Source organism: Streptomyces inusitatus (genome assembly GCF_014651115.1).
GTDB classification, from domain to species: domain Bacteria; phylum Actinomycetota; class Actinomycetes; order Streptomycetales; family Streptomycetaceae; genus Streptomyces; species Streptomyces amakusaensis.
On the sequence record NZ_BMWG01000007.1, the window covers coordinates 122,012 to 137,867 of the forward strand.

The 15,856-nt window shown below is 68.9% G+C and carries 7 protein-coding genes; 5 read left to right on the forward strand and 2 right to left on the reverse strand.

What is annotated here, in order from left to right; translation table 11 throughout:
• Positions 1–23: 23 nt before the first annotated feature.
• The gene (gene hemC / locus IE247_RS14455; protein WP_190123492.1) at positions 24–956 is read left to right on the forward strand and encodes a hydroxymethylbilane synthase; all 933 of its coding nucleotides are present in this window, start codon (positions 24–26) and stop codon (positions 954–956) included.
• On the opposite strand, the gene IE247_RS14460 is transcribed toward hemC, so the two are convergent.
• Together IE247_RS14460 and IE247_RS14465 are read right to left on the reverse strand one after the other, a co-directional pair.
• Positions 946–1,875: a porphobilinogen synthase gene (locus IE247_RS14460; protein WP_190123493.1), complete on the reverse strand. Its 930-nt coding sequence runs from the start codon at positions 1,873–1,875 to the stop codon at positions 946–948. The two genes, hemC and IE247_RS14460, sit on opposite strands and share 11 nt — an antisense overlap.
• A gap of 268 nt (positions 1,876–2,143) precedes the next feature.
• Positions 2,144–2,299, reverse strand: coding sequence for a hypothetical protein (locus IE247_RS14465; RefSeq protein ID WP_190123494.1), 156 nt, complete (start codon positions 2,297–2,299; stop codon positions 2,144–2,146).
• A 1,450-nt stretch (positions 2,300–3,749) separates the two neighbouring features.
• Between IE247_RS14465 and IE247_RS14470 the strand changes: the two genes are divergently transcribed.
• From IE247_RS14470 to IE247_RS34740, 4 genes are read left to right on the forward strand one after another with little or no spacing between them, the layout of a single operon-like run.
• A complete protein-coding gene (locus tag IE247_RS14470; RefSeq protein WP_190123495.1) occupies positions 3,750–5,186 on the forward strand; it encodes a hypothetical protein in 1,437 nt (478 codons plus the stop codon).
• Positions 5,183–9,592, forward strand: coding sequence for a DUF6603 domain-containing protein (locus IE247_RS14475; RefSeq protein WP_190123496.1), 4,410 nt, complete (start codon positions 5,183–5,185; stop codon positions 9,590–9,592). Before IE247_RS14470 ends, IE247_RS14475 begins: the two co-directional genes overlap by 4 nt.
• Before the next feature lie 31 nt (positions 9,593–9,623).
• Entirely contained in the window at positions 9,624–11,900 is a 2,277-nt protein-coding gene (locus tag IE247_RS14480) for a hypothetical protein (RefSeq protein ID WP_190123497.1), read from the forward strand.
• A 37-nt stretch (positions 11,901–11,937) separates the two neighbouring features.
• Positions 11,938–15,798, forward strand: coding sequence for a hypothetical protein (locus IE247_RS34740; protein WP_190123498.1), 3,861 nt, complete (start codon positions 11,938–11,940; stop codon positions 15,796–15,798).
• Positions 15,799–15,856: the final 58 nt, after the last annotated feature.

Sequence of the window (15,856 nt, forward strand, 5' to 3'; positions counted from 1 at the left end):
GCTGTTGCGAGGAGTTGAGCCGAATGAGCGACCTGGTGCGTATCGGTTCCCGGGCGAGCAAGCTGGCGAGGAAGCAAGTCGCGGAGTGGCTTGCGCCCGTCGCCGAGGAGTTCCCGTCCGTCCGTTTCAAGCGGGAGGTGATCCTCGAAGGCGGGGATCAGGACCGCGTTACCCCCACGCTCGCCGAGGTTGCGAAGTCGGCCGGAGGGTCCGCGTTCTCCAGCAATCAGGAAGAGGCCCTGGTGGCGGGGAGGGTCGACGTGATCGTGCACTCCCTCAAGGACCTTCCCACCACCGTTCATAAGGGCACCCTCCTGCTGACGACTCCCGGCCCGCGCGAGGATGTGCGCGATGTGCTGTGCGGAGCCGTACTCGCTGACCTCCCTCCTCGCGCCCGCGTGGGGACCGGGGCTCCCCGTCGTGTCGCTCAGCTCCTCGCGCTCCGTCCGGACCTGGAGGTCGTCCCGATCCGCGGCAACGTGCCCGGACGGCTCGCGCGCACCAAGGGCCGTGACCGTCTCGACGCGGTCGTCCTCGCCGCCGCCGGGCTCAACAGGCTCGGCCTGATGCCGGAGGTGCACGAGATCCTCGACCCGGCCGTTTTCCCTCCGTCTCCCGGTCAGGGCGCGCTCGGAATCCAGGTCCGTGCCGATTCCCCGGCAGCACGGCTCCTCGCCGGAACCGGTGACCCGCAGGTGGATGCCTGCGTACGCGCGGAGCGGTTCCTCCTGGCCGACCTCCACGGGGGGTGCTCGGTCCCGGTCGGCGCGTGGGGACGGATCGGGCCGGACGGCCTGCTGCATCTGTCGGCGGCCGTGACGTCCCTGGACGGGGCGAGACAGGCCGTTTCGGCCGGCACGGGGCCGGCAGAGGACCCGGAGAAGCTGGCCGGCTCCCTCGCCGCCGAACTCCTCGACCAGGGAGCGGCGGAGATCCTCGCCACGTTCAGGGCGTGAGGATCTCGGTGATCTCGCGGGCCGCGTAGGTGATGATCCGTTTCGCGCCGGACCGCTTGAGCACCGTGTAAGACTCCGCCAGTGGTCCGACGTCGAGTGTGCCGTCCGTGCGGCGCTCGGTGAGTCTGCTGTACTCGCCGGAGACGGAGAAGGGCATCACGGGCACGGGCAGGATGCCCTTCAGCGCCACGAGGGTGTCGACGGTGAAGAGGGCGGGCTCCAGGAGGATGGCGTCGGCGCCCTCGTCGACGAAGGCGAAGGCGGTCCTGATCGCCTCTTCCGGCTGGCGGGGGTCGAGCTGGAATGAGCGGGTGCCGGAGGCGGGTGAGGCCTCCATGGTGGTGCGGTATCCCTCGTAGAGGCCGGAGTCGAAGATGAGATGGGGCATGAGGAGGACGCCTTGATGTCCGGCGGCGTCCAGGGCATCGCGGACGAGCTTGACCGAGCCGGGGATCATGGAGGCCGGGCCGACGATGTCAGCACCCGCCTCCGCGTGGGTGAGCGCCTGGGTGGCGATCACCTCTCTCGACTCATCCAGGTCGATGCCGCCCCGCAGGTCGGCGAGCCAGCACTCGCCGCTCAGGGCGTGCGAGCAGAGGCAGTTCTCGGTGATGACCGTGAAGGCCGGCCGGGCCTTCTTGATGGCCCTGATCGCGCGGGACATGAGGCCGGTCGGTGAATCGGCCTGGGAGGCACGGTCGTCCCGGATCCGGCTGCCCGCGAAGAGCTTCCCCGATCGGACCCCGAGGTCGTCCAGGGCGCGAACGGCTTCAGGCAGTTCCGCCACGCTGAAGGTCGGCATGGGCCGGCCCCCGGGGCTCTCATCGTCATCCCGGACGAGGAAGGTCATGGTGAGGTCGGCGGGTGTCAGCTCAGGACCGCCGAGGAGCTTCCGGACGGCTAAGCGATGAGTGGACAAGTAATCCTCCTGCAAGGTCGAACGTGGGCTGATTCGATCGAATGTTCATGGGCGCGCCGGTAGGCGTCGTGCGTGATCGAGAACTTCCGCATCGGACAACGCGCACGGGCGTGGGGCTTGCGGAGTCGTGTGCACCTGCAAGTGACGCTCCACCACTGCCACCAGCAGCCGGCATTGTGGGGAGGGGCACCGCAAGGAGGTGATGACTCCCCTGCCGTCCCGCGCGACGAAGTTCAAGTAGTCCATGAGCGGTTCAGACGGTCTGGCCTCACGCGGTGAGGAACCCCGTCAGGTCGGCGACATCGAGGGACTCGGCGGGCACGACCGTGCGGGCGCTCTCATCCTGATGGTCGCCGTCCGATTCCGGGACGGTCTCGCCACTCGTCCCGGTCGGCTCGGAATCGGGCTTGTGGTTGCCGGGCAATGTCCTGCCTCTCAATTTTCTGTGGGCTCCGGCCCAACCGGACCAGAGAGGCCCGCCTGCCCGTCACAACAGGCGGGCATCCGCCATCGGCTGGCTGTCGGCCGTAGTGGGTACCGACAGCGCCCGGGAAGTCCCCGACCGACGGCGGAAGTCCGATCAGTCGCCGGGCTCCTGCTTGGCGGCCCGCGAGTCTTTGATGCGCTGGAGAATGCGTTCCCCGGCCTCCGACAACTCCTCTTCCGACATCTCCCGAGCCCGGTACAGCTCGCGCGCGATGTCAAGCTGCCGGTACAGCTCCCGGTATCTAACGTGCCGATTCCAGAACTCCTCGACACGCCATACTGCGAGGAGAACCCGATCGCGCAGAGTGGGAGGTGGAGGGCCGCACCAGATACGGCACAAATTCTTCTGGACGTTCGACACAGGCCGCCCGTGCACTCGGCAGCGCTGACGGAACCGACGCGGCCGGCCGACCTGGGGACGACGGCTCACTCCGCACCCCCGGGACGGTCAATCTCGCGGTAGGCGATGACAGACGGTTCGCGCCAATCAGTCGCCAAGTTCCACGGACGCGCTCGCGCCCTGGTCAGATAGCCGCGCTTCTGCAAGAAGTCGGTGACCTTCAGCTTCGCGGTGTCCCGGTCGGCGGCAGTAGCGTTCGGCCACGCCCTCCAGTGGACAGACATGCACTCAGAGGCGTACGGAGGCCACTCGAACGGATCGACGCTGTAGCAGTGAAGCGACTTTGCTCATCTGGGCGCCGCCGATCTCGTCATCTCGATGCCTCATGTGGCGGCGCTGGACGCGAACGGGCTGAGCTGCGCGGGGGCGATTGTCCGGGCGCGGGCTCTGTTCAACTGGCGTGGCTCCTGTTGGTGAACCGCAGCCCCCGGGGCCGATAAATGGGTGGTGTGTCCTTTTACGCCATCCGCTGTGGCCGGGTTTTGTCTTCGCGAGACTTGACCTTGTGCGGCATCTGATTGCCCCGTACGCTGCAATTCACTCGCGCGACCGGTCTCGTCCTGTGAAGCCGGCGCGGCCCCTTCTGGGTACGGCGCACTGACGTTTATCCCCGGCTGTGCAGTGAATTCACGCGGGTGGGCGCGATGACTGTTTCCGTCTTCAGATTTACGCACGTACACCGCTGCGGTACACCCGGATTGATCGGGAACCGGCCGCCTGCTGCTCGGCGATGGCAGATCTGGAATTTGCACGCGCGCAACGGAGTCAGTTATCCGCGCGCGCCGGGAAGTTTCTCGCGGCTTCTGGCTCAGGACCACGGTGCCCCTCGCCTCGCAGCCGGGTAACAATCCTGAGACCGGGCGGCATTCCTTTTCATGTGCGGCGCGCCCATGTGCATGTTCCGCCCGTTTCCTGACCGGACAGTGACTTGGCAGGTGGTGTGATGCCCGTCTCGGCTGAGGTGAATGACGCTTACGGTGGCGTGTTGGTGACCTCGAAGTACTCCCCCTTGCGGAATATTGGGTTCGGCGACGATGAGGATTATGGCTCCAAGCTGATGCGGCTCCGGACGGGGATCCTGAGAGGGATGAATCTCATCGGGCGGCTGGAGTTCGTCGTGGAGAACTGGGCGGATGTGCGGACCACGGAAGCCAATGCGCAGCGCAGGCCGCCACTGGTCGTTGTCTCCACAGGTCGAGCGGATTGGATCAGCGCGGGCGTCAATGCCGCCAAGGCTCGCGGGGAAGCCCTGAATGGCGCAGGGGTGCCGTTGCGGGGCATTGGGGATATGCGTGCTCTCGGGCTTGTCCCTGCTGATGAGGGGAATCTGCCCGCCCTCTCGCCAGTCTATTCTCCCGGGCGGGTGGGGGATCACCGCAGCGTTTATCTGATGGTGAACGCGAGGGAGTACACCTATTACGCGAAAAAGCTCAAAGACACGGGAATCACCGTGGTGGGATGGCAGTCCGGAAATGGCATGAAAACTCGTCTGGCAGGGTTCGGGGCCAGCAGGTTCGCCGCTCTCCAGTTCTGCAAAGAATTGCGTGCCGGGCATGCGGCATGGCCCTACGCCTGGGTCTTTGATGACAACGTCGTCGCACTGACCGGCTTACCCGTCAGGGGGCAGAACCAGGCCAATCCGGTGCCGGACGGGCTGTCGGGCATCGAGGACGCCGTCGTCACGGCGGCAGGGGCCGCAGAGCCGTTTCCCGTGTGTGTGGGATTCCAGGCGGGAACGGCGGCGAAGTCCGCGGAAGAGATAGGGGCCTTGGCCACCAAGAACGTGGACAGGGCTCCCATCGCGCTGACTCTGGAGGAGAAGCCGGGTCTGGTGCAGCAGGCCGTCCTGTGGAACATGGGCAGGCTCAATCCACAGGTGCAGCCGCCGCACGATGCTCAGCAGGAGGGTACCGACTGGGGCCTCAATATCGGGCCCGCGTTCGTCGCGTCCGCCGAGGACGTCAGCATGATCAACTACTTCAAGCGGACAGGGATCCCCTACCGGCAGTACAAGGGGATCGCCGTGGTGAAGGCCGCTCCGGCGGAAGACCGCAGCGGAAACCTCGGCAACAAGGGCGCTGCGGATGTCCGGGCCTATCGCGAGGAGATAGCCAGGGTATGCGCACGGGCCGAGAGCGAGTCCTTCGGAGTGGATCCACAGAATCCGCCTCCTCCCGTCCGCGTGCGTGACCAGGTGCTGAGTTCCTTCCTCGCAGCGTTGAACGGAGCCAGTGCGAACGGCGCGTTCGATCAGAACAAGGCGGCGTGCCAGGCCGTCGAACAGATGATGGCCAAGGCGCTCACCGACGACGCTCAGGCCAGAGATCAGACGGCCCTCGAATCCGTCTTCAAGATCAGATTAATGCCGACTGTGTTCCGCAATTCGGGCTTCAGGAACATTCAGCCCGCTCAGGAGGGGCCGTGACCACGCCGTCGGCCGATCTCGACACACTCGCCGGGCGGCTGCGGACCGCCGCCGGCAAGGGCGGGACAGTGGTGCTGGACGACTCGGTGGTGGGCTCGGGCACCGCTGCCGCGCTGGCCGCCGCGTTCGCCCTGCCGGATGGGCAGCGGCTGACGATCAAGGGTGTCACCTCGGGGGACATCGTCGACCCGGTGGGCGGTGTGCTGACCGTCGACGGCGGCACCGCCACCGTACTGAAGGTGGCCGATACGCCGGTCACCCTCACCTTCACCGTGGCGGGAGGCGCCCTGAGGGCGACCGTCACCGCGGCGATGACGAACGGCTGGCACTTCACCGACAGCTTCCCCGGCCTGACCGTGTTTCCCTTCGACACGCTGACGGTGAGCGGCGCGCGGTTCGTCTACGCGACCGACGCCGAGCCTGCGTTCGTGTGGCCGGGCGAGAGCACCAGGGTCGCGCTGGAGCCGGGGCTGAATCTGCTGTGCCGGCTCGGGTTCGGCGGGGTGTCCCTGGCCGGTGCCCTGCTGGGTGAGGCGTTCGGTACGAGCACCTGGCCGGCCAATGGGCCTTTCGCTCCGGTGACCGGTGAAGTCCTGCCGGTGGGGACGCTGTCGGCCCCGATCGACGGCGGCCAGGGGTTCAGCATCGGCCACACCCCCTACGAACTCTCGCTCAGCGAACCGCGGGTGGCTGTCCGGATCGGCACCACCGACGACCTCACCCCGGTGCAGGAGGTCGATCTGCTGGTCGAGGGAGTCTTCCAGCAGAAGCTGTCGGTGTCGGTGTCGGTCCCGGTGGAAGGCGGCGTCTACACGCTCTCCACCGCGCCGCTCACCCCCGGGGACGGCTCGGTGGCCTCCCTGCTCAACGACCTCCCGCTGCCCGGCGGCGCGCATATCACCAGCTATCTTCCGGCCGAGCTGACGGACGTCTTCTCCGCGATCGGCCTGGACGACTTCTCCCTCGCCGTGACCGCGGAGCCCATGGCGGTCGCCTACGCCGGAGTGTCGGTCAGCACCCTGAAGAAGTGGCAGCTGATCCCGGACGCGCTGGAACTGGACGGGCTGCGCCTGGTCGTCGAGACGCTCGATCCCTCCGGTCTGAACTGGACCGCGGTCACGGTCACCGCGGAAGCCACGCTGTTGCCTCAGATCTTCCCCGACCCGTTCGAGTTCACCGCAGAGATCGACAAGACCCCGTCAGGGTGGGAGGTCGGCTCGGTCGGCGGAGCGTATCCGGGGACGGCCGACCTCGGCGATCTTGTGGCCGGACTGACGGGCGACGGCGACAGCCTTCCGCAGGAGCTGCGGGACATCGTCCTCGCCGACATCCGTGTCACCGCCACCCGCCCGGCGGCGGACCAGGCGTTCTCGTACACCCTTCACGGCAGTGTCGAGGCCGCCCTGCCGGTCCACGGCACCGCACTCACCGCGCGTCTGGACCTGACCGCCGACAAGACCTCCACCGGCCACAGCGTGGAACTCACCGGCAGCCTGGTGATCGGTGAGGAGACCTTCGGGTTCGACATCACCCTCGGCACCGACGGTGCCTCCCTCGACGCCACGTGGTCCAGTGGCGGCAGCCCGCTGGAGTTCGCCGACATCGCCGGCGCGTTCGGCTGGACCGACCCGCCCGAACTCCCCGGCGGCCTGGACCTGGCGCTGACCGGAGCCGGGTTCCGGTACGACTTCACCAGCGGCGCCCTCGTTCTCACAGCCACCTCGAAGAACTACGGGCAGCTGGTCCTCGCCGGCACGAAGACCGACTCCGGGCGGGCGTTCCTGCTCGACCTGGCCGTGCCCCTGGACATCAAGCTGTCGGACCTCCCGGTCGCCGGGCCGCAGATCCCCGCCTCGGTGAATGTCGGCATCCAGCATCTGGAGATCGCCTACGCCTCCGAGGCCTGGTCCGCGGAGACGGTGACCGCGCTGAACACCACCCTCCAGGCGCTGCACGGCAGCTCCCTCGGATACGACAAGCTCGACAAGGGGCTGATCCTCACCGCCGGTCTGACGCTGGGCACCGAGACCCGGGAACTGGTTCTGCCGCTCACCACACCCGGCACAGCCAACTCCTCCGACGGCGCCGCCGAGGCGGTCACCTCCGGATCCACCCCCGCCGCCCCTGCGGACACGGCCACCCCCGCGCCGACGGCCGCCACCCCGCCGGCGCAGAGCGGCACCACCTGGATCACTGTCGGCCGGTCGTTCGGGCCGCTGCATCTGGACCGGATCGGCATCCAGTACACGAACGGTGTCCTGTTCTTCCTGCTGGACGCCGATATCGCGCTGGGGCCGCTGGCGTTGTCGCTGGACGGCCTCGGAGTCGGCTCGTCGCTGAAGAAGTTCGACCCGGAGTTCGCCCTCACCGGCCTGAGCGTGTCCTACGACGAGCCACCGCTGTCGATTCTCGGCGCGATCCTGCGCGTCCCGGACGCACAGCTGACCACCGGGGTGAAGTTCCAGTTCGACGGGGAACTCGTCGTCCAGTACCAGAAGTACAGTCTCGGGGCGCTCGGCTCGTACGCGCAGTTCACCGACGGTACGCCGTCGCTGTTCGTGTTCGTCCAGCTGGAGGCCCCGCTCGGCGGCCCACCGCCGTTCTTCGTCACCGGGCTGATGGGCGGCTTCGGCTTCAACCGCACGCTGGTCATGCCGGGGCAGGACGAGGTGACGGACTTTCCGCTTCTGCTGCTGTCCACCCAAAACCCGGGAGGCTCCGGCGCCTCGGCGCAGGGGCCGGACGCGGTCCTGAAGATCATGGAGGGACAGGCGGCCGGGCCGAGCGGCGTCACGAAGAAGTGGATCACCCCGCAGGCGGGGGAGTACTGGCTGGCCGCGGGCCTGGAATTCACCACCTTCAAGGTGGTCAAGTCCAAGGCGGTGCTCGCGGTCGACTTCGGCAACGACCTCAGCATCGCCCTGCTGGGCACATCCACACTGCGACTCCCGCTCGACGACGAGTCCGGCGGTGAGGCGAAGCCGTTCGCCTTCGTCGAGCTGGGCATCCGGGTAATCGTGCAACCGTCCCAGGGCCTGTTCGCGGCCAGCGCGATCCTCAGCCCCAACAGCTACGTCCTGACCCCCGACTGCCATCTGACCGGCGGGTTCGCCTTCTACGTCTGGTACGGGAACAATCCGAACGCCGGGCAGTTCGTGACCACCCTGGGCGGCTACCACCCCGCGTTCAAGGCCCCGGCCTATTTCCCGCAGGTGCCCCGTCTCGGCTTCAACTGGGCCGTCTCGGACGAGGTGTCCATCACCGGTGGCGCGTACTTCGCGCTCACCAGCTCGTGCGCGATGGCGGGCGGCTCTCTCGACGCCGTCTTCCACGACGGGAGCCTGCGGGCCTGGTTCTCGGCGTACGCGGACTTCCTGGTGAGCTGGCACCCCTTCTTCTACACCGGGGACATCGGCGTCTCCATCGGCGTGTCCCTGCGGATCCATGTCCTGTTCTTCACGATCACCATCAGCCTCTCGCTGGGTGCCTCGCTGGAGGTGTGGGGGCCGCCGACCGGCGGGATCGTCACCGTGCACATCGTGGTGGTCAGCTTCAGCGTCTCCTTCGGCGCCTCGCGGCCCGCCGCCGCGACCGAGCCCCTGGACTGGACCGCCTTCACCGAACTGCTGCCCGCCCACACCGACATCTGCGGGATCACTCTGACCGGCGGACTGTTCAAGACCCGGGACGACACGGCCAGCAGCAGCGGCAAGGAGTGGATCGTCCGCGCCAAACAGTTCGCCTTCGAGACCCGCTCGGCCGTCCCCGTCAGCGTCCTCTCCTACGGCACCACCACCCGGCACACCTCCGCCACCACACCCGGCGGCATCTCCATCACCCCGATGGACAAGACCGGCGTCGTCTCCACCCACAGCATCACCATCCACCGGCAGGGGTCGACCACACCCGTCGATGTCACCGAATGGTCGCTCCAGCCTCTGGAACAGACCATGCCCGCCTCGCTGTGGGCCGCGCCGCCCGCGCCGTTCACCCACATCCCCACCGCGGCGTCAGCGAAGATCCTGCCCGGGGAGCTGGTCGGTTTCACCGTCACCGCGCCGCCCCCCACCCCCGGCACGACCCGTGGTGCGCTCCCTCAGAAAGTGCTGTTGGAGGAGTACCTCTCCCCGGACGGACGAGCCCCCTGGCCGCTCGCGGCAACGCCGACCCAGGAGTACATCCCCACGGCGGACCCGCACACCGTGGCCTTGCTGAAGGACGTGAACAGCGCCACGGTGAAGCAGGCCCGGACCGACCTCTGCACGCTCCTCGGCACGGTGACCGCGGCGGACAACGGTCCCCTGTTCACCGGCACGGACGGTGACCTGGCCGCCCTCGCGGCCGGCGCGGGGCATCTCTTCAGCGACGCACCCCTGCGACAGGGCGGACAGGGCGGACAGGACTGACAGGCCCCGAGGAGCCCGGAACGGAGCAGCTGTGACCACTGATCTTCCCATCGGCGACCTGCGGTTCTACGACAACCAGGTGCCGGCACTGGCCGCCGGGAACTGGCAGATCAACCTCACGCACACTCTGAAGGACATCACCACCGGCACCATGGGCGCCACCCAGAACCTGGTCGTCAGCGCCCCCCAGTTCGCCATGGACCCCGCCCTGATCCTCAACCGCTACCCACCCGCGGACAGCACCGGACCCTACGACACGGTGCTGCCGCACATCGTCCTCAACGACGCCCTGCTTCCGTGGGAACGGACCATGACCAACACGGCGGACGCGAATCGCACACCGTGGCTCGCCCTGCTGGTCCTCGGCGAGGACGAGATCATCGGCGGGAGCACCTCCCCGACCCGCACCCAGACCGACACCGTGAGCGGCTTTCTCGCCGCCGACCCCGCAGTGCTCAAACCGGCGGTCACCCGCGAGGACGATGTCGCTCTCGCCGACCCGTGCACCTTCATCCAGCTACCGGCCGACCTCTTCGCCCGGCTCATCCCTCGTCTGGACGAGCTGAGGTTCCTCACGCACTGCCGCGAGTCCCACATCGGCGACAAGGCCGAACAGGGGCTGGAGACGGACGGTCTGTTCTCCGCCGTCATCGCCAACCGCTTCCCGGCCGCCCCCGCCACCGGCACGGAGGCCCAGAAATCCATCGTCCACCTGGTCTCCCTGGAGGGCCTCGAACCGTATCTGGTGGACCAGCCGGCTTTCACCAAGGGCATCTCCTCCGTCGCGCTGGTGTCGCTCGCCTCCTGGACCTTCCACACCACCCCCGACAACCCACAGGACTTCCGCGGCCTCGCGGCCAACCTCGTCGGTCAGGAATACGCCACCGGCACCTGCGACCCCGAAAAGCTGTGGCTGCGGCTGCCGGAACTCTGGGGCTATCTCGGCACCCAGGCCGGCAGCGAAGTCTTCCAACGCGTCACTGAGGGATTCGTGCCCCTCGGGTACCGGCTGCGCACCGGCGAGGAGACCCTCGCCTGGTACCGGGGCCCGTGCGCCCCGGTCCGCACCACCCCGCCGCCCGCGACCGGCCGCACCCCCTGGGCCAGCGCTGACGCCGCGCTCATCTACCACGAGGAGTTCGGGGTCTTCGACGCCTCACTGGCCACCGCCTGGCAGGCCGGCCGCTCCCTCGCGCTGGCCGACCGCGCCTTCGCCCAGGCCCTCCACGACTTCCGCAGGCGTGCCCACCAGCTCGCCGACCGGCTTCAGCAGCAGCTGAACAGCGACGCCTTCACCGTCTCCCGAACCGCCGGCCTCACCACTGACGCCCGGGCCCAGGACACCTTCCTCCCGCAACTGTCCACGGCCCTGCTGACCGACCTCAACACCAGCACCGCCATCACCCCGGTCACCACCCCGCCCATCGCACCCGCCACCCTTACGCAGGCCGTCCCGGTGAACCCGGTCCGGGCGGCACAGGATTTCCTGGCCGATCCGCAGGTCCGGGGAGTGATCACCGCGACGTCACAGGAGGATCTGGCGCCCGTGGCCGCTTGGCTCGCCCGGCTGCGCCTGCTCTACGCCCTGCCGTTCAACCTCCTCGTCCCCGACGAGCGCATGCTCCCTCCCGAGAGCCTCCGGTTCTTCCTCCTTGACGAGAACTGGCTCACCGCGCTCACCGACGGCGCCCTCAGCGTCGCCGTCCAGTCCACCCGGGACACCCACCTCAACCAGGTCATGGACGACACCGTCCAGCAGGCCACCCGCGCCGCCGCCCAGACCGTCCGCGCCCAGAAGACCGGCGTCACCACGTCATCGACGCCCTCCGCCGCCGGTGAACCGGTCAGCGGCTTCCTCCTGCGCTCGGCCCTGGTCTCCGGCTGGCCCAACCTCGCCGTCCGCGGCACCCGGACCGACGACAGCCTCCTGCCCCTCCTGCGCATGGACCACCTCGCCCCCGATCTCCTGCTCTGCCTGTTCGACGGAGTGCCGGACACCGTCGAATTCTCCGAGCCTCAGGAGGGCTTCCGGTTCGGCGTGGACGACGACGGGAGACTCCCCCTGCGCCAGCCCACCACCGGCACGCCCAGCAGGCCCATCGGGACACAGCTGCCGGGGACCGGTATGACCCTCGGCAGTCTGCGCGCGGGCGGACACCACGTACTGGACATCACCTCGGCCGTCACGGCGGTCCAGAACGCCCTCGCCGCCGTGAACGCCCCGGTGACCGGGTTCGGGCCCGGTGACTTCGCCCTCCAGATGGTCAAGTCCCCCGAGGCCGTCCGGTTCACCAGCCAGGCGAGCTGACCCTTCCGCTCTTCCCGACGGACAAGGACACCCCCTTATGGCCGCCCCGCCGCCGCTCGCCGTACCCCTCCACCTGGACGTCCTGGTGGCAAACGAGGGCCTGCTCGGCCGCGACGACTTCCGCTGGTGGCAGTTCAACTACCAGGCACTCAACCACTGGCACAGCCCCCAGCCCACCGCGTTCGACCGCTCCGAGGGCGGCCCCGGGGAAGGAGTCCACCTGAGCTGGACCCTCCCCGACGCACTGCGCCACGCACCCGCCGACCAGCCTCAGGGCACCTACCCGCTGGTACCCAACCGGTGGCTGATCGTCCGGATGTACGGCACCACTAACCGCGGCGCGGCGGCGTGGGTCCTGGAGAGCGACTGCCCCCTCACCCCCAAGGCGCCCGCCGGCGCCGACCCCGGCCGCACCAGCCAGTACCTGGCCGACCCCGCCCTGATCACCGCGTGGAAAGCCTCCCGTGACGATGTCCGGAAGGCCGTCACTCTGGACGAGAACGCCACCACTGTGCAGGTCGCCCGGCTCGGCGTGCCCTTCCCGCTCGACGGGTGGACCGAACGCGCCCCGGCCCAGGACCTGTTCCTCACCGCGATGGCACCGGGCAACCCCCTGTTCACCGGCTATGTCGCCCATCACGCCGGGGTGTTCTCCTTCCACGACCCCCTCAACGGCATCGACAACGACAGCCTCAGCTACTACGTCATCGGCTGGTACTCCGACCCCGCCCATGACATCCTCGCCCCCGCCGCCGGCGACACCGCCGCGTACACGGCCCTGCTGGGCAAGCTCGGCTGGGCCCTGCCCGCCGGAGCGTCCACCACTCCCGCCGGCCGGAGCATCTACCACGCCGCCGCGTTCCACGTCGACTGGCACCGCACCGGCCCCGCCCCCACCGCGGACCCGCTCCAGGCCATCCGCGACAGCGGAGAACTCAACGTCGGCGTCGGCGACACCGCCACCGACGCCTTCACCGCCCTGGTCGCCGAACGCCTTGGCGACCCGGCCCGGGCCCGCCTCCTGCAAGCGTTCCAGTACGAACTGCTGCCCCAGCTCAACGAGGCCAACGGGGACGCCCTCCTCGACCAGGCGATCCGCCGGACCTGGTACGGGCCCAAACCCGGCGGCCACTCCTGGACCATCGTGGAGAACACCTCCCACGGCGCCGCCGGCACCACCCTCACCCCGGCCGAGCAGACCTGGCTCACCCAGCTCAACCAGGACCAGGCCGCACTCGACGAAGCCCTCACCACTCTCAACAGCCTTCAACGAAAGCTCCACACCCTCTGGTTCAAAAAGGGCCACCTGTCCGCGCCCGTGAACACCTGGCCCACCCCGCCCTCTGGCATCACGGACCTCACCGGCTTCCGCGCGCGGCTGGAGACCGAACTCGACCCCGCCCACAGCGGCAGCACCGCCGCCCTGCTCATCGCCCAGTTCGCCACCGTCCAGAACCTGCTCGCCAAGGTGCCACGACCGGACCCGAAGGCCACCGACCCCCAGCAGGCACTGCGACAGGGCATCACCGCCTTCGCCAAGACCAAGAACCTGGACTCCGGCAAGACCCTCAAAGCCGTCAACGCACCCCGCTACTGGCAGGGCAACAACCCTGTCGTCGTCCTCTCCGGCGTCCAGCCCCCACCCGCCACCACACCCACCGGCACCCTCACCGTCCGCCCCTACGACACTCTGATCACCGGTGTCTTCCTGCCCGGCACCCAGGATGCCTGGATGACGGGGGACGATCTCCTGGCCGGCGTCGGCAGTGTGGACGCCCTGCCGGACGGTGCCGTGAAGCCACTGTTGCGGGAGTTCCTGCTCCTCGACCCGGCCAACGCGCATTCCCTGGCCCCCCATAGCACCGCAGGCATTCAGGCGAGCCTCACCACCCTCATGACCGATCACCACCCGGACTCCTACAAGGGCACCCTCCCCGCACTGCCCCTCACCAGCTGGCAGCAGCCCTGGACACCGCTGTTCCTGGAGTGGTCCGGCACCTACACCCACATCCCCCTCACCACCGGCACCACCGAGAACTGGACCTTCGACGGCACCGACTACCGTCTCACCGCACCACCACCCGACACGCCCGAACAGCGCACCGTCCAGGGCATCTCACCGCTCAGCCCGCACACCTCCACCCTCTTCCGCACCCGCCTGGACGACTTCGTCCACCAGTACGGCACCACCAGTGACCTCGCCCGCATCGACGACCTGATCAACAAGACCTACGAGTGGAGGTTCCTCGCCCAGGAGCTCACCGGCTTCCACGAGATCCTCGCCCTGCGCGACCCCCGCCCCTTCCGCCGCCCCACACCCGACGACAGACTCGGCACCCTCCCCCTCGCCCCCCTCCTCGGCTACCCCGACCCCGCCACCGCGTCGGCGTACACCCTCCCGGCAGCCGCCCAGGGCCAGGTCGACACCGCACCCCTGCTCCCCGCAGGACCCGCGCTCCCCTTCCACGGCGCCCGGCACGGCGGCTTCCACTTCACCGATCTGCGCCTCTACGACGCCTTCGGCCGCACCCTCGACATCATGGAATCCGGCCCCTCCAGCGGCGTCCTCGACGAAACCAACTTCCCCCTCCAGCTCGACCCCCACCTCACCCCCGACCGGGCCATCGACCCCGCCATCGCCTCCGTCATACAGCTCCCGCCCCGCCTCCTCCAGCACGCCCGCCTCGACATCCGGCTCCTCGACGCCCACGACGACCACAAGGTCTACGGGCACGACGCCGATGTCACCCCCATCTCCGGCTGGATCCTCCCCAACCACCTCGACCACAGCATCCTGCTCTTCGCCCCCGACGGCACCGCCCTCGGCGACTACCGCATCACCACCCAGAGCAACGGCACCCGCACCGGCACCTGGGCCCCGCCCCCGCACAGCCGGCTCACCCTCAACGACGTCCAGACCGCCGCACCCCGCCTCCACTCCATGATCACCTCACCCCATCTGGCCACCGAGGCGGGCTTCAACGCCTTCCTGGACGTCATCGACGCCACCCTGTGGACCACCGACCCGCTCGGCAACCGTGCCGACACCCATCTCTCCATCCTCGTCGGACGCCCTCTCGCCCTCCTGCGCACCCGGCTGCGGTTCCAGTTCGACGGCGACCCGGCCATCGACACCGGCTGGGCCACCACCTTCACCCCCACCTCACCGGACGTCCTCACCCAGCAGTTCGCCATCCGCCTCGGCGATCAGGCCACCCACCAGGACGGCGTCATCGGCTACTTCACCGGCACCGACTACACCACCTTCAACAGCACCGCCGCCCCACCAACCGCCCCCGCACAGCACTACGTACGGGTGACCGGACCCATCGGCCCCGCCGGCAGCACCCCCGGCAACTACCTGCGGCTCACCCCCAAACCCGGCACCCACCAGGACATCACCGTCCTGGCCGACCCCCGCGCCGCCCTCCACGCCCACACCGGCATCCTCCCCGTCACCCGCTACGACATCCCCCAGCAGCCCGTCGAAGCGGCCCTGGCCGCCATGGAGATCACCTTCCGTACCGGACCGCTCCTGACATCCCTCCGGCCCAGCCCGGCTCAGGGCACCACCCCGCCCGCCCACCCGCAGGCCGTCACGCACCTCGCCCCCGCCGAGCAGAACGGCGTCTGGTCCTGGTGGGAGCCCTCCACCAACGGCACCTGGACCGCCTACGACCTCACCAAACCCTCCACCGCCCCCACCGGCGGCCCGCAGGCGAGCACCCTGCGCGAAGGCATGCTCCAGATCACCATCAGCCTGAACACCACATCGCAGACACCCACAACGGGCCACGCCCCCGAACCGGACACACCGACATCGACCCCCCACCCCGGGGCGCAGCCGCCCACGCAGACACCGGGCATCCACCAGCCGCCGGACGGCACACCTCGCTGACCCGCCCACCCCGGACCGGACCCGCCCAGTCCGGCGCAACGGACCGCCCGCCGCGAAG

Excerpts from the sequence above, each read along its gene's own strand:
- IE247_RS34740 (WP_190123498.1), top strand. The coding sequence starts at position 11,938 with ATGGCCGCCCCGCCGCCGCTCGCCGTACCCCTCCACCTGGACGTCCTG.
- hemC (WP_190123492.1), top strand. The coding sequence starts at position 24 with ATGAGCGACCTGGTGCGTATCGGTTCCCGGGCGAGCAAGCTGGCGAGG.